Consider the following 14,993-nt stretch of genomic DNA (forward strand, 5'->3'; position numbering starts at 1 on the left):
TTAGTAAACTAGTCAACGTTATATGCCATTTTTTATCATTTTATGTGTGGATAGAAGAATTTAGTCCATCCATAAAGTGAACTTGACAATCAGTCTGGTTTTGATTATGATTAATTCACAAAATAATATGTTTTGTTTATAGGAGGAGCCTGTCACCAAGGGCTCCTCCTGTTTTTTTCAGGGAATTACTATCAGGGAGGAGTGTTTGCAGGCTCCTCCCTGAATGTCTATCTAGGGGTAAGAGCAAACTATAAATTGGAGGTAGTAAAAAAATGGAGAGTAATCAGGCAGCGATTGCTGTAGGTGTTTTTCTTGTGGCCTATGCGTTAATTATTTCCGAAAAAATTCATCGGACTGTTATTGCTTTGGCAGGGGCAGTACTTGTTATCATGCTAGGGGTTTTGAGTCAGGAACAGGCCATTCATCACATTGATTTTAATACATTAGGGTTATTGGTAGGTATGATGGTCATCGTGGCGATTACCAGCGAAACAGGACTATTTCGTTTTTTGGCTATTTGGGCTGCCAAGGCGGTTGGCGGCGATCCCTTAAAGCTTATGATTGCCTTAAGTGTTATTACGGCGTTATGCTCAGCTCTGTTAGACAATGTGACTACCGTATTATTAATTGTTCCGGTAACGCTGAGTATTACAAAGCAGCTTAATGTTAAGCCAGCCCCTTATCTGATATCACAAATCATCGCGTCTAATGTTGGTGGGACTGCGACATTGATTGGAGATCCGCCGAATATCATGATTGGCAGTGCGGTAAAAGAACTGGATTTTCTCGCATTTTTTAACAATCTTGCTGGTATAGCAATGATTATCCTTGTTGTCAATATCATTATCCTTGTACTAATTTATCGCAAGCAGCTCAAAACAACACCAGAGTTGCGTGCGAAAATTATGAGCCTTAATCCAAGTCACCAAATTAAAAATCCCAAGCTGTTGAAACTTTCTCTCGCTGTGATGGCTTTGACAGTAACTCTCTTCTTTCTACATCAGCAGCTGCATATGGAATCGGCGACAGTAGCGATCTTTGGAGCTTCGTTGTTGATGCTGTTAGCAAAAAAGAACTCTGATCATGACCTGGAATCTATTTTTCACAAGGTAGAATGGGTGGCACTGTTCTTTTTCGTCGGGCTGTTCATCTTGGTTGGCGGACTTGTCGAGACAGGGATAATTTCCCTATTGGCCCAAAAGGCGATGGAACTCACAGCAGGCAATCCTACAACTACGGCCATGGTCATTCTTTGGCTTAGTGCTATTGCCTCAGCGTTTGTTGACAACATTCCGTTTGTTGCCACAATGATTCCGTTAATCAAAGATATGGGCGCTCTAGGGATGACTAATCTGGAGCCACTTTGGTGGAGCCTTGCATTGGGGGCCTGTCTTGGTGGCAACGGTACGATCATTGGTGCCAGTGCCAATGTTATTGTAGCAGGACTTGCTGCGCAAGAAGGATATCCCATATCTTTTGTAAGATTTATGAAAGTTGGTTTTCCGCTTATGCTACTGTCGATATTGATTGCAAACGTTTATGTGTACCTGCGGTATCTTATCTAATTATCGCCGGGTTGACAACTCAGGTTGGGTAGCATATGTCTTGTATCGGTCCTAGTCAATGGTTTCCCCATATGCTGCTTTCGATTATGATAAATCGGAAGCAGCATACATTTATATCTACTATTACAAATTCTGGATATAAATGTATGTAAAAAATGAGTTCTAGAATACTTGTACAACTAACAATTTTATATTATAAATAAGTTGTATGTAATAAATTCAAAAACTGTCAAGAATAGTAGTATATCCATGATATCGCCGTGAACGCTTACTAACAGGAGGAAAAGAGGGATGAGCCATAGTCTGAGACTAGAGGTTGACTTGGATAAAATCAAGTACAACGCCGCTAAAATCGTAGAGCTTTGCCATAGCCACGGGATAGAGGTGCTTGGAGTTACCAAGGGATTTACCGCAATTCCGCAAATTGTTACTGCAATCCTCGAAGGTGGCGTTGATGGGTTGGCTGACGCCAGAATGGAAAATATTCTCGAATTAAGAAATGAAGGGTGCCTGGAATCCATAACCTTATTACGTATTCCCCGGTTAAGCAATGTGGAGAATGTAGTTAAATACTGTAACGTAAGTGTCAATTCTGAAGTAGCTGTTATTCGGGCTTTGGGGCAGATTGCTAAAAAAATCGGGGTAGAGCATCAAGTTATTTTGATGGTTGACGTGGGTGACCTGCGTGAAGGCATTATGATTGAGAATGTCCTGGATACGGTCCGCAAGGTAGTAGGTATGGAAGGGATTAAGCTAGTGGGGCTGGGAACTAATATGGGCTGTTTTGGTGGTGTTTTGCCAGAGTACCGTAATCTTAACGTTTTGGTGAAGCTTGGTAAAATGATTGAGACCAAACTAGGTGTAACCATGAAGATCCTGTCGGGTGGTGGTACGTCATCATTATTACTTGTGGAAAGAGACGAAATTCCTACAGGCATCAATCAATTGCGCATTGGGGAAGGAATGTTACTAGGAACTGACACGACAAATCATCGGATAATAGATTGGCTCGAAAATGATGCTTTTATATTAAAAGCCGAAGTAATCGAAGCCAAATTCAAACCATCGGTTCCTATTGGCAACATCGGGCGGGATGCTTTTGGAAATATTCCGGAATTCGCAGATGTGGGTATAAGAAATAAGGCTATTGTCGCTTTGGGCAAACAGGATGCGTATATTGAAGGTCTTATCCCTGCTGACAAGGAAGTAACAATATTAGGAGCGAGCAGCGATCATACGATTTTGGATATCACTGATATAACAAGAAAAATACGGGTTGGTGACGAACTGGCATTTCATGTTACGTATTCAGGGTTACTTTCGGTGAGTCAATCTAGATATGTAAAAAAGGTGTTCAGAAAGGATAATGTATGGTTGAATTAATCACTGTAGTAGAACCAAAACTGCTTAAGCGTCTCATCGAATTAGAGCAAGAAGCTTTTGGCTATGGAGGAATGAACGAGTGGCATCTTGTACCTATTATCCGTCACGGCAGAGTGTTTGTTATTAAGGAAAATGATATTGTGGTCGGGGAAGTTCAATATATGCTGGATTGGGATAACCCGGGGCTGGCTTATATAATTGGGGTTTCGGTGTCTGGACAGGTTCGCGGCAGAGGCATAGGAACAAAACTGCTTGCTACGAGTATCCAAAAGCTATTTGAGGCTACGATTACCACAGTTGAACTTACGGTAGAGGCCGACAACGTAGCGGCAGTTAAGGTGTACAGAGAAAAGCTGGGATTTGAAGTAACGGAGTTTAGACAAAACGAGTATGGGCCAGGACAAGACCGGTTGGTTATGGTGCTCACTAGGGACAAGTTTGGAGGATGCTAGATGAAGGGGCATGTCCCGATTTTTCGCGCTATTGCACTTGATATAGCGCAGCGAATTATTAACAGTGAGTTTGGGGAAGACAGTAAAATTTCAGGGCGGACGTTACTTGCCGGTCACTATAATGTGTCACCGGAAACCATTAGGAAGGCTATATCGCTATTGAAAGATGAGGGGGTTGTCGATGTCTCGCAAGGTAAAGAAGTAACTATCCTCTCAGTGGAAAAGTCATATGATTTTATCGAGCATTACAAAAGCGCGGAGTCTGTTTATTCACTGCGGCAGGAAATCGAAATTCTCTTACGGGAAAAGCGCGATCTTGATGAGAAAATCGAGGCAGTGCTTACGGAAATAATCAATTATTCCGATCGGCTGAGAAACCTCACGCCTTATAATCCGGTGGAAATTGCAGTTAAAGCCGATGCCCATATTGTCGGACAGACCATTAGTCAGCTCCGATTATGGCAGCATACAGGCGCCACAGTGGTAGCCATTCGACGCGGCACGGAAATTATTATATCACCAGGTCCCAATGCCGCAATTAAAGCCTATGACAAGATTGTTGTGGTAGGTGATAGTGGTATATATCAGCGTACATTGGAGTATTTTAATAGAACGATGGTTTAGTAGTGTAAAGAAAAATAGACCACCAGGTCAAGCAGCACCTGGCGGTCTATTTTTCTTTTATTTTTTTAGCCGGGCATTGATAATCCGGGCAGCATGCACGCCGCTGGCGCTGGCTTGTGACAAGCCGCGGGTGATACCGGCACCATCGCCAATGGCAAACATGTTCTCAATCTCAGTTTCCAGTTCGCCGGTGAGTTTAAGGCGTGAGCTGTAGAATTTGACTTCAACTCCATAGAGCAGTGTGTCGTCATTGGTCATGCCAGGAGCAATTTTGTTGAGGGCATAAATCATTTCAATGATATTGTCGAGATGGCGTTTGGGTAATACTAAGCTCAAATCGCCGGGGGTGGCTTTGAGGGTAGGCTTGGTAAAGCTTTGGGCCAGACGGTGTTCATTGGTGCGGCGGCCTTTTAGCAGATCACCGAAACGCTGCACCAGTACACCGCCGCCAAGCATGTTGGAGAAGGACGCAATGCGTTTGCCATATTGGTGGGGTTCGGTGAACGGCTCAGTAAACGTATTACTTACCAACAACGCGAAATTGGTATTTTTGCTATGCAGCTTTTCGTCCCGGTAACTGTGGCCGTTTACAGTAACAATGCCGTCCGTGTTTTCGGCAACAACATAGCCTTTAGGGTTCATGCAGAAGGTCCGTACCAAGTCGCCATATTGTTTGGTACGGTATACAAGTTTGGCTTCATATACTTCATCGGTTATGTGTTGGAATACCTCAGCGGGGATCTCTACCCGCACGCCAACATCCACCTGATTATTGGTTAGTGATAAACCAAGGTCGCGGCATTGATGAGAAAACCACTCAGAACCGGCGCGTCCAGGCGCAGCTATCAGATAATCGCATTCGATGGCTCCGTCTTTGGCTGTTTCAAGGATAAAGGTGTTGTCTTGTTTTTTTATGGAATTTACCGTTACACCGAATAGCATAGTGATCTTTTTTTGCAGATAGTCATAGATCGATTGTAGGATTTTCAAATTGTTTTCGGTGCCCAAGTGGCGAACCTTAGCATCTAATAAGTGTAGGTCAACCTTTAAGGCCTCTTTGCCGAGTCCGCTGTTTTGGGTGCTGAAATATTCAGCCGGTGCGCCGTACTTCAAGTTGATTTGGTCAACATAGTCAATTAAATCAAGCACGGTTTTGTCAGGAAGATACTCATTCAGCCAGCCGCCAAACTGGGTGGTAAAGTTATACTTGCCATCAGAGAACGCGCCTGCACCGCCAAAACCGCGCATGATACCGCAGGGGTTGCATTTAATACAAGCAGAAACTTTTTTATCGGCGATGGGGCAATGCCGGGAATAGATGTCATGTCCGGCTTCTATAAGAACAATATTGATAGCAGGATTATTGATGACAAGCTCATAAGCAGCAAATACAGCGGCTGGGCCGCCGCCGACAATGCCAATGTCAAATTTGTTAGTCATGGTAAAACCACCTTTCCTTATGCTTTTGACACAAACCCTTACACAATATACTTTACCAAATTATGATTGTAAATAGCAAATGAATCATAAAAGTGTTCACGCTTTGTTCACAGTTTGGTCACACTTTGCCTAAAAGAATACGCTATACTTAAGTCAAATAATAACAAGGAGTGATTGACATGAAAAAGTTCACTAGTTTTGCTTTAATTGGCGCCCTCGTACTGTCGTTGGCAGGTGCAGTTGCATTTGCGGCTCCAGGAAACAATCTCGGTCAGGCTTGCCCATTCTTCGGAGCGGCCGGACAACAAGCTAACCTGACTGACGAACAAAAAGCTCAGATGGCTACTTGGCAACAAGAGCGGTTTGAACACAGAAAACAAGTGTTGCAAAAACAGGTTGAATGGGGCAGGCTAACCCAAGCTCAGGCTGATGAGCAGATTTCCTTCATGGAGCAGCGGCAAAAAGACGGTAATTTTGGCATGATGGGTATGGGCCGCGGGCATGGCCAGATGGGACAAGGACGGGGCATGGGGCCAATGAACGGCAGTTGTGGTAATAATAACGTTCCGGCTCAACAATAATATAAAGTAAAAGAGCCTGTCGCATAGCGGCAGGCTCTTTTGAGCAAATGCAGCTTGTGGTATGCTTAAGCTAAGAGGTGAAAACATGACAGGTAAAACGGTACTACTTGTTGATGATGAACAGGCCATTCGGGAATTATTGGCTCTCTATCTTACTAAAGAAGGTTTCACGGTGCACGAAGCAGCAGATGGTGCAGAGGCGCTTATTAAAAATCAGGAATATAAGCCGGATATTATCATTTTGGATATTATGATGCCTGTTTTGGATGGACTCGAGGTATGCCGTCAAATTCGAAAGTTTTCAAACATACCTATTATTATGCTGACTTCGCGGGCTGAAGATGAAGATCGCATCATGGGCCTTGAGCTTGGAGCAGATGATTATGTGACAAAGCCTTTTAATTCCCGGGAGGTGGTTGCCAGAGTCAAGGCGGTATTGCGCCGTTTGGCCGTGCCGCCGCAACAGTCAACGGCTGCTTTACGATATCCAAATCTGACAATTGATATGGCTAAGCATACGGTCATGGCGTTTGACCAGGAAATTCCCTTTGCCAATAAGGAAATCGAGCTACTCTGGGAGCTGGCCGCTCAGCCAGGACGGGCATTTTCTCGTGAACAGCTGTTAGAGAGTGTCTGGGGTTATAGCTATTGTGGCGATACGCGTACTGTCGATACTCATATTAAACGGATTAGGAAAAAATTGGCGATCAGTGCGACTTCACCCTGGGATATAAAAACAGTGTGGGGTATAGGTTACAAATTTGAGGTGAAAAAGTGAGAGTATCGCTGCAACACAAATTACTGAGCAGTTTCATCATGGTTGTTGCGTTGGTATTGCTCATTGTCTCCACTGGGGTTTCATTCTTAATCCACAATTATTTCTTTGCCAGTAAGCAGCGTGAACTGACTGACAAGGCCTATGAAACCGCGCGGGTGGTAAACAGCTATTATAATGGTGAGATCAATTATGGTCAGTTGGCTAATTTTATTAACAGTATTGACAGTTTGCTTAGTGCTAGAGTCTGGGTCGTAGACAGCTCTTTTAATTTAATCGCCGCTTCCGAAGAACAGCAGGCACCATCAGGTGGTATTCGCCGCCGGGCCGGGATGATGAAAAAAAGTCCCATGGAGATGGGGCAGGATTGTGATATGCTGGAAGGTCAAGGTAGGATGGGGCGTCATGGCGTTGGTATGGGAGGGCATGGCAGGATGTCGGGTATGACGTCAGACAGGCCTGTCGACAAGGCAGAGTCCGGTCAAGTGCCAAGCCTTGCAGCCATAAGCGGCATTGAGGAAGTAAAACAGCAGTTGGAAGCAGCTCGTGGGACGGCTTGGTCTAAAATGGTATATCATCCCTATTATGAAGAGAACATGCTGCTTGTTGCAGTGCCGCTGAAACAAGCGGAGGGCCAGATTCAAGGCACTGTGCTGATTAATGCACCTTTATCCGATTTCGATGGGTTCCTCAGTCGGATTTACTGGTATATTGCCGCCGCCGGAACGGTGGGGATATTGATTACGATTTTTATCGCCAATTATCTTTCCACAAGCATTATCCGGCCACTGCGGTCCATGCAGGCAGTGGCTTCGGCTATGGCTGGAGGCGACTATTCGGTTCAGGCTAAAGTCGAGACTAACGACGAGGTAGGTGATTTAAGCCGCTCGTTAAATCTACTGATTAAAGCACTCAATGAGTTTGTGAATAAAACCGAAAAAACTGATAAGCTCAGACGTGATTTTGTTGCCAATGTTTCGCATGAACTCAGAACACCGTTGACTATTATGTGCGGCTATAATGAGGCGCTCCTCGACGGGACAATATCCCAGCCTGAGCAGGTGGAAAAATACCACAAAGTTATGCGTGACGAATCCATACGGCTGCAAAAATTGATCAATGAGCTATTGGATCTCAGTCACCTGGAAGCCCGTACGGCTGCGCTGGAGACAGAACCGGTTTCTTTGGCAGAAATTGTGGATAATATTGTAACCTTATTTAAACAGCCGAGTCAGGAAAAAGGAGTTATCGTGCGTACTGAGATTGCGGATGGGTTGCCGGAAATTCAGGCCTCTGGTGACAGATTGACTCAGTTAGTCCTGATTTTGCTTGACAATGCGCTTAAGTTTACCCCAGCGGGCGGGACAATTACGCTACGTGTGAGTGCAGTTAACAATATACTCACACTGAACATTGCAGATACTGGTTCCGGTATTCTGCCTGAGGACTTGCCGTATATCTGGGAACGGTTTTACAAAGCGGACAAATCCCATACCCGTGCCACTGGCGGTACAGGCTTGGGCTTAGCTATTGCTAAGGAAATCATCAACCTGCATGGTGCTACGGTTGAAGTAACAAGTGAACCAGGCAAGGGAACAGTGTTTACTATTCAGTTTAACGTATAGAAAGCGCCTGCTGCATAATTGAGTGCAGCAGGCGCTATACAATACAATCTACCCTTCGTATCCCTTTGCGCTCTTTGTGTCCTTTGTGGTTATATAAACCTAACCCCATAGCCCAAACCAAGCCCGTATTAAGGATTGTTACCGCAAAGTACTCAAAGTTTCCTAAGTACTCAAAGTTTTATTTTTGAAACACACTCTACTAATTTATTTATGACAGTTTCTCTGTAACCTTCCACCACATAACCCCAACAGTTGTTGCTGATTGTTCGGTACACAGGCCATCAACGGCGCGGGACTCTAAGAAGTCGCGAATACTGGCTTCGATATCTGGGCCGCTTATGCCAAATACAGTAAAATAGCGGGTGTAGTGCTCAATCAGATAATTAAGCGGCTCTTGTTCGGTTTGACTGTAGCTGTAAAAAGTCAAGTTAGGGCGATAGCCTTCTTGGTAGAGGATGTTGAGAGGGTAAATAATGTCAAAAGAGGGACCGGGCGGAGCTTGGCCGCGAAGTCTCTCCCATAACAGGCGGCGCAAAGTAAGGCTGTGCTGACCGGCAAAGCCAATGAGGCAGCAAACTTTGCGGGCTACTTTGATCATTTTCATGAGGCTGTCATAGTCATCAATGGCCGGGCTTTTGGCGGCAAACGCAACATCATAGACCGGTTTTGCCGCTAAGTCATTCCAATCGGCATGCAAGCAATCAATATGAGCAGATAGCCCCGCTTTATCGGCCTTGTGTTGGAGTGTAGACAGCATTTGACTGGCTGTATCCAGGCAAGTCACTTTAACGCCTTTAGCAGCCAAAGGCAACGCATAGGTGCCAGGGCCGCAGCCAATGTCAAGTAAGCTATCGCCTGGTTTGACGGCTCCCTGCGCTATAAGCTGTTCAATGATGTCCTGATGGGTTTGCCGGTTGGTGTTAGTATTTTTTGTATAACTGCTGGCAAAGCTGTTCCAAAATTCGATCCAGGCTTGGGGATCAGGACTCTGTTTTCGTACGGTTTGGCGGTACTCGTCCCACGCCTTGGCCCAAAATTTGGTATTGTACATAAAATCACCTCGCTCTTGTTTTACCATCCCCGGCTATATTCTTCGGTACAGGCCAGACAAGCAATTTTGCCATTTCTTAACCGGGCGCGGGCTTCCATGACTTTTTCGCCGCAGTACTCGCAGATAACAGAGTTGAAGATTTTGGCTTCTGAAGGTAGTTTGAGTTCGACGTCCTGGATTTTAAATATTTCATCAGGCGAGGTAGCTAGCAGACAGGCAATGCGCTCAGACTGAAGTTTTTGCCAGGATTCTTCCTGTTCCGGCGTAGCTTGTCCGCTGAATATGGCAGTTTTGATGGTTTCCTGCTCAGGTGTCAGTGGTACTCTATCGCCTGTTACAACAACCCGTACAGCCTTACCTGTGCTACGATTGCCAACTGTATAGGCTTGCTTGCCATGATCTTTGTAGATCAGGTTGCCTTTACCGATGGTGCAGCCTAAAATAGCCTGTATGGCATCAATGCCACAGCCGTCAGATTCGACAATAGCAACAAGTTCTTCGTCGGCGGCGCGTTCTACCTTGAGATGTGCCAAGGCAGCCTTGGCGGCCAGGTAGCCGATAGTAAGCCCGGGGCAGCAATGCCCGTGAAAGTCAATAGCCCTTTGAAAGTCGGCAGGACGATTGTTCATGATAACCTCCAGAATTTTTTATTTATTGTCATGCGGTCTCAATTCGACTGTCTGCTTGTAAGCCTAATTTTAGAATTGCCTGTTCGCGCATCTTATATTTCATGATTTTTCCGGCGGCATTCATCGGGAATTCAGTAACGAAATCGATATAGCGAGGAGTCTTATGTTTGGATATATGGGAACAGATATAATCCTTAAGCTCGTCGGCCGTTAGGATCATCCCCGTTTTGAGGATCACGCACGCAACAATCTCCTCGCCATACTGCTTGTCTGGTACGCCAATCACCTGAACGTCCTTGACTTTGGGATGTGTATAGATAAAATCTTCGATTTCCTTAGGATAGATATTTTCACCACCCCGAATGATCATATCCTTGATACGTCCGGTAAGTTTGTAGTATCCATTTTCATCACGCCTTGCCAGGTCGCCGGTATGAAGCCAACCGTCTTTGTCAATGGCAGCTGATGTTGCTTCAGGCATTTTGTAGTAACCCTTCATGATGTTGTAGCCGCGGGCTACAAACTCGCCATCCATGTTGTCAGGTAAATCTTTGCCGGTTTCGGGGTCTACAATCTTACACTCAACGCCAGGTAGCGCACGGCCTACGGTGGTAACGCGCAATTCAACAGAATCATCTACGCGGCTTTGGGTGCAGCCAGGTGCAGATTCGGTTTGCCCGAACACTATTGTTATCTGAGTCATGTTCATTTTGTCTACAACATCGCGCATTACCTTGACAGGACAAGGGCTGCCAGCCATAATGCCTGTTCGTATAGTAGAAAAATCTGTTTTCGGAAAGTCATCATGCTCTAACATCGCAATAAACATAGTGGGGACTCCGTGGAAGCAGGTTATTTTCTCCCGGTTGATGCATTCCAGTGATAGCTTAGGTGAGAAATACGGCATCGGCGACATGGTAACGCCATGCGTCATCGCAGCTGTCATGGCAAGCACCATGCCAAAGCAATGGAACATAGGTACGTGAATCATCATGCGGTCGGCTGTGGAAAGATCCATGCAGTCGCCGATATTTTTTCCGTTATTTACCACGTTATAGTGGGTGAGCATGACACCTTTCGGAAAGCCGGTGGTTCCCGAGGTATACTGCATGTTGCACACATCATGTTTGTTGATAGAACGTTCGCGGCGATAAACCTCTTCGATGGGAACGTTGTCAGCCATGGCTATGGCATTTTCCCATGTCAGGCAACCTTTCTGCCTTGAATCAACCGTAATTATATTGCGCAGGAAAGGCAGACGTTTTATGTGCAGAGGTTTCTCCGCATCGGCGGTTTCAAGTTCTGGGCAAAGCTCCTTGATAATACCGACATAATCGGAATCCTTATAACCGTCTATCATCACAAGTGTATGTGCATCTGACTGACGGAGCAGATATTCCGCCTCATAAATCTTGTAGGCTGTATTTACAGTGACAAGCACCGCACCAATCTTGGTCGTTGCCCAAAAGGTAATGAACCACTGAGGGACATTAGTTGCCCAGATGGCAACATGATCACCTGGTCTGACGCCTAAGGCAATTAGCGCACAGGCAAAGGTATCGACATCGTCCCGGAATTCCGAATAGGTTCGGGTATAATCTAGTGTGGTATACCGAAAAGCATACTGATCGGAAAACTCATTAACCATGCGGTCAAGCACCTGAGGGAAGGTCAAGTCAATGAGCGTATCTTTCTCCCAGACATATTTGCCAGTTTTGGTGTTATTGTCGAACAGACGGCCCTTTGCCGTAGTTTTCTCAATGTAACGGCTCATATAGTTTGCAAAATTTGGGAAAACAACGCCTGCATCATTAAGGTCTGGTGCCCAGTGCCTGATCCATTCAAGTGAAACATAGCCATCATATTTTATGGAGCTTAATGCCATCATAATAGCATTAATTGGTAAATCTCCTTCGCCCATTACGCGGTAGTGGATTATGCCATCTGCCACAATAGAATCCTTACTATGTACATATTTAATATAGGCACCAAGATTTTGTATCGTCTGTTCTGGTGTCTCACCTGCAAAGCGGTAGGGATGATGTATATCCCACAGAGCGGCCACTGCATCGCTTGCAACTTGATTAAGCAGCAGGCATAGGCGGGCAGTATCGGAATAAACACCATTGGTTTCCACCAGCAGGGTTATACCATTTTCTTCGGCTATAGGAACCAGGCGCCTTAATGCGTCAAGTACAACCCCATCATCCACATCGCCGGTTGGTTGGGGAGCAAGGTCGGCCAGAATGCGGACATAGGGCGTGCCAAATTTGGCAGCTAGTAAAATATACTGCACAAGCTGTTCATGGTTTTCTTCCGCTTTTTCTGCGTACTTTAAGCAGCAAACAGAAGAAAAGCAAGGAATTTCGAGGTGTAGTTCAGAGAGCTTTTGGATTGTTTGCGGGATCTGAGTTGCGGTAAACGGATGTGCGCGAACAGTATCGTTGCCCAGTCCACGGATTTCAATGCCGTCAAAACCAAAATCTTTGGCCATGGAATAGATATCTGTCCAACTGAAATCAAGACAACCAAAGGTAGAAAAAGCAAGTTTCATTGCAGTCTCCTCACAAATCTTTTTTAGAACTATTAATAATCGGTCTGCTTAGTTAGCTATACCCAGCAATAAAAAAGCTTTCATCTCTAAGCATTTCTGCTAAGAGACGAAAGCGTAAACTTTCGTGGTATCACTCTTGTTGATATCTGCTAGGGTGAGTTTCACGACTGCTCTGCGCGCTGTTTCTCAGCAACCAACAGCTCTCTGGAGCGTCATACCGCAGTGTATTTCCCTATCATTGCATTAATTACTTATTTATAAACCATTTTGTAATTTTTGTCAAGATGATTTCAGAAGAACCAGTACTATAATAGGTGTAAGTATAGTTTGTAATGCTAATGATTTTAGATAATTCGTACTATGTCTTGACATATAAAAGTGAATTTTGGTACAATCAGAGTAATGAAGGTAGCTGAAGCTGCTGAATACCGTATGAAGTACGGTTGTTTGTTTCCATAACAGAAAGTATAAAAATTTCTTAAAAGCAGGCCGTGGTTTCTTTATGTTGAACGACTTGTAAATAACCTATAATGTGAAATGTAGCCATGAAGGTTTCGTGTGAAGCGATTTTCATGGTTTTTTTCGTTCTCCAGATGGAAAGTATAACTTTCCCTGGATTGAACGACTATACCCCTAAAGGGCACAGGCGGCTTCTGCAGGGATTTGGTTGTTGTTAGCCGAATAGATATGGCAATCGTCCAGTTTTACGGAAGGTGGTAAAAAAGTAATGTTAATTGCAGTTATTGACGGAATGGGCGGAGGCCTTGGAGTGCAGCTGGTTACGCAGCTTTCATCACAACTCGGGCAAAAAGCAGATATTATTGCGCTGGGAACAAATGCGTTAGCAACCAACAATATGGTGCGGGCGGGAGCTATGCGTGGTGCGACCGGAGAGAATGTTGTTGTTGTCTCTATCCGCAAAGTTGATATAGTAGTAGGGCCAATTGGTATTATAATTCCTAATTCCTTGATGGGCGAGATTACGCCTAAGATTGCCGAAGCTGTTGCTTCATCTGATGCGCATAAAGTACTGATACCGGTTAATCAACAACACTTCGATATAGTTGGGCTGGAAACCAGGCCACTGGTGGTATCTATTAAAGAAGCTGTGGCGAAAGTAAGTGAGCTTGTTCAAGGTAAGTCCTGGTAAGATAAAGTAAGCTGTCGAGTCATCAGATAAAACAACCCATGGTGGGTAAGGGGTGTTGAAATGACACTGCCTGGACAAAGTAAGCAGCATAACTGTGAAAAAAAAGAAAAACAAATAACAGGCGGCCTAATCGTTGCTGCTGGAAAAACTTCAGCAGGAAATGAAGCATGCCCACTGCTCAAAATTGGCTCTATTTCTGTAGTGAAACGAATTGTTTTAACCTTCCAGCAGGTTGAAATTTCACCAATTGTGGTAATTACCGGGTATAGAGCGGAAGAAATCGAACATGATTTAGCTGATTATGGGGTTATATTTTTACGAAATCCAGAGTATGAAACCTCGCAGATGTTTGATTCTGCCAAAATCGGACTGGATTTCTTACAAAATAAATGTGATCAGGTATTATTCAATCCAGTAAATATTCCGCTGTTTACACCAGAGACAATTCAAAAGATGATGGAATGTGGTGAAAAGGTAATTTCGCCATCGTATCATGGAAAAGTCGGTCATCCCCTTATGTTATCTTCCAAACTGATTCCTGGCATCCTCAAGTATGCGGGGAATAGGGGAATGCGAGGAGCCATTGAAAATATGGGGGTTGAAAGACAAGGGCTGGAGATAGAGGATGAAGGTATTCTCCATAATACCGATGACATTGAGCGGTTAGACCAACTTTTAGAAAAACATAATCACCAGATATTGCATCCGTTTGTTAGGATTAGTATTGAAAAAGAATCTCTATTTTTTAATTCAAGGACAAAATTGCTTTTGATTTTGATTCAGGATACACATTCGGTGCGAAGTGCCTGCAGGCGTATTGCATTGTCTTATAGTAAAGCCTGGAATATGCTAAACGAATTGGAACAAGAGTTGGGATATGCAGTTGTTGAAAGAAAACATGGCGGCAGCAAGGGCGGAAAAACGTATTTGACAAATGAAGGTCTGAAATTTCTGGAGAAATATCAGCAATTTGAACAAAATATACGCCAGTATGCAAAAAATGAATTTGATAGATTATTTTAAAAATCAAAATTGTATAGCAAGTTCTTTTGACAAAGAATTTGATGAAAATATCCTCCTATTTTATAATGATTATAACAAGTGATTGTTAAATTATTACAAAATGGGAGGGTATTTATGTTTACCCTAACTATCAATAGGAAC

The 14,993-nt window shown here is 44.3% G+C and carries 13 protein-coding genes; 9 read left to right on the plus strand and 4 right to left on the minus strand.

Annotated elements, in window-relative coordinates; translation table 11 throughout:
* Window positions 1-272: 272 nt before the first annotated feature.
* From ACZ449_RS26570 to ACZ449_RS26585, 4 genes are all read left to right on the plus strand, one after another.
* Complete coding sequence (locus ACZ449_RS26570; protein WP_464259018.1) at window positions 273-1,565, plus strand: ArsB/NhaD family transporter; 1,293 nt, start codon at window positions 273-275, stop codon at window positions 1,563-1,565.
* 291 nt (window positions 1,566-1,856) lie between these two features.
* Window positions 1,857-2,948 carry an alanine/ornithine racemase family PLP-dependent enzyme gene (locus ACZ449_RS26575; RefSeq protein WP_464259019.1) on the plus strand — a complete coding sequence of 364 codons (1,092 nt, stop codon included), beginning with the start codon at window positions 1,857-1,859 and terminating at the stop codon, window positions 2,946-2,948.
* Window positions 2,936-3,400 carry a GNAT family N-acetyltransferase gene (locus ACZ449_RS26580; protein WP_464259020.1) on the plus strand — a complete coding sequence of 155 codons (465 nt, stop codon included), beginning with the start codon at window positions 2,936-2,938 and terminating at the stop codon, window positions 3,398-3,400. Before ACZ449_RS26575 ends, ACZ449_RS26580 begins: the two co-directional genes overlap by 13 nt.
* A complete protein-coding gene (locus tag ACZ449_RS26585) occupies window positions 3,401-4,024 on the plus strand; it encodes a GntR family transcriptional regulator (RefSeq protein WP_464259021.1) in 624 nt (207 codons plus the stop codon).
* A gap of 57 nt (window positions 4,025-4,081) precedes the next feature.
* On the opposite strand, the gene ACZ449_RS26590 is transcribed toward ACZ449_RS26585, so the two are convergent.
* A complete protein-coding gene (locus tag ACZ449_RS26590; protein WP_464259022.1) occupies window positions 4,082-5,464 on the minus strand; it encodes an NAD(P)/FAD-dependent oxidoreductase in 1,383 nt (460 codons plus the stop codon).
* A gap of 179 nt (window positions 5,465-5,643) precedes the next feature.
* Here ACZ449_RS26590 and ACZ449_RS26595 point away from each other — a divergent pair, with 179 nt between their 5' ends.
* From ACZ449_RS26595 to ACZ449_RS26605, 3 genes are all read left to right on the plus strand, one after another.
* On the plus strand, window positions 5,644-6,045 hold the full coding sequence (locus ACZ449_RS26595; RefSeq protein ID WP_464259023.1) for a DUF2680 domain-containing protein: 402 nt from the start codon (window positions 5,644-5,646) through the stop codon (window positions 6,043-6,045).
* A gap of 85 nt (window positions 6,046-6,130) precedes the next feature.
* Complete coding sequence (locus ACZ449_RS26600) at window positions 6,131-6,823, plus strand: response regulator transcription factor (RefSeq protein WP_464259024.1); 693 nt, start codon at window positions 6,131-6,133, stop codon at window positions 6,821-6,823.
* The gene (locus tag ACZ449_RS26605; protein WP_464259025.1) at window positions 6,820-8,445 is read left to right on the plus strand and encodes a sensor histidine kinase; all 1,626 of its coding nucleotides are present in this window, start codon (window positions 6,820-6,822) and stop codon (window positions 8,443-8,445) included. The genes ACZ449_RS26600 and ACZ449_RS26605 overlap by 4 nt, the downstream gene beginning before the upstream one ends.
* A 208-nt stretch (window positions 8,446-8,653) precedes the next feature.
* On the opposite strand, the gene ACZ449_RS26610 is transcribed toward ACZ449_RS26605, so the two are convergent.
* From ACZ449_RS26610 to ACZ449_RS26620, 3 genes are read right to left on the minus strand one after another with little or no spacing between them, the layout of a single operon-like run.
* Window positions 8,654-9,496, minus strand: coding sequence for an SAM-dependent methyltransferase (locus ACZ449_RS26610; RefSeq protein WP_464259026.1), 843 nt, complete (start codon window positions 9,494-9,496; stop codon window positions 8,654-8,656).
* A gap of 20 nt (window positions 9,497-9,516) precedes the next feature.
* Entirely contained in the window at window positions 9,517-10,125 is a 609-nt protein-coding gene (locus tag ACZ449_RS26615; protein WP_464259027.1) for an FmdE family protein, read from the minus strand.
* Between the two features lie 28 nt (window positions 10,126-10,153).
* Window positions 10,154-12,679: an AMP-binding protein gene (locus tag ACZ449_RS26620; RefSeq protein ID WP_464259028.1), complete on the minus strand. Its 2,526-nt coding sequence runs from the start codon at window positions 12,677-12,679 to the stop codon at window positions 10,154-10,156.
* A gap of 727 nt (window positions 12,680-13,406) precedes the next feature.
* Here ACZ449_RS26620 and ACZ449_RS26625 point away from each other — a divergent pair.
* Together ACZ449_RS26625 and ACZ449_RS26630 are read left to right on the plus strand one after the other, a co-directional pair.
* Window positions 13,407-13,829: a DUF3842 family protein gene (locus ACZ449_RS26625; RefSeq protein ID WP_464259029.1), complete on the plus strand. Its 423-nt coding sequence runs from the start codon at window positions 13,407-13,409 to the stop codon at window positions 13,827-13,829.
* Window positions 13,830-13,889: 60 nt separating this feature from the next.
* Window positions 13,890-14,852, plus strand: a complete 963-nt coding sequence (locus tag ACZ449_RS26630) for an NTP transferase domain-containing protein (RefSeq protein ID WP_464259030.1) — start codon at window positions 13,890-13,892, stop codon at window positions 14,850-14,852.
* Window positions 14,853-14,993 lie beyond the last annotated feature (141 nt).

Source organism: Desulfosporomusa polytropa, assembly GCF_055380075.1.

Excerpts from the sequence above, each read along its gene's own strand:
- ACZ449_RS26570 (WP_464259018.1), top strand. The coding sequence starts at position 273 with ATGGAGAGTAATCAGGCAGCGATTGCTGTAGGTGTTTTTCTTGTGGCC.
- ACZ449_RS26575 (WP_464259019.1), top strand. The coding sequence starts at position 1,857 with ATGAGCCATAGTCTGAGACTAGAGGTTGACTTGGATAAAATCAAGTAC.
- ACZ449_RS26580 (WP_464259020.1), top strand. The coding sequence starts at position 2,936 with ATGGTTGAATTAATCACTGTAGTAGAACCAAAACTGCTTAAGCGTCTC.
- ACZ449_RS26585 (WP_464259021.1), top strand. The coding sequence starts at position 3,401 with ATGAAGGGGCATGTCCCGATTTTTCGCGCTATTGCACTTGATATAGCG.
- ACZ449_RS26590 (WP_464259022.1), bottom strand. The coding sequence starts at position 5,464 with ATGACTAACAAATTTGACATTGGCATTGTCGGCGGCGGCCCAGCCGCT.
- ACZ449_RS26595 (WP_464259023.1), top strand. The coding sequence starts at position 5,644 with ATGAAAAAGTTCACTAGTTTTGCTTTAATTGGCGCCCTCGTACTGTCG.
- ACZ449_RS26600 (WP_464259024.1), top strand. The coding sequence starts at position 6,131 with ATGACAGGTAAAACGGTACTACTTGTTGATGATGAACAGGCCATTCGG.
- ACZ449_RS26610 (WP_464259026.1), bottom strand. The coding sequence starts at position 9,496 with ATGTACAATACCAAATTTTGGGCCAAGGCGTGGGACGAGTACCGCCAA.
- ACZ449_RS26615 (WP_464259027.1), bottom strand. The coding sequence starts at position 10,125 with ATGAACAATCGTCCTGCCGACTTTCAAAGGGCTATTGACTTTCACGGG.
- ACZ449_RS26620 (WP_464259028.1), bottom strand. The coding sequence starts at position 12,679 with ATGAAACTTGCTTTTTCTACCTTTGGTTGTCTTGATTTCAGTTGGACA.
- ACZ449_RS26625 (WP_464259029.1), top strand. The coding sequence starts at position 13,407 with ATGTTAATTGCAGTTATTGACGGAATGGGCGGAGGCCTTGGAGTGCAG.
- ACZ449_RS26630 (WP_464259030.1), top strand. The coding sequence starts at position 13,890 with ATGACACTGCCTGGACAAAGTAAGCAGCATAACTGTGAAAAAAAAGAA.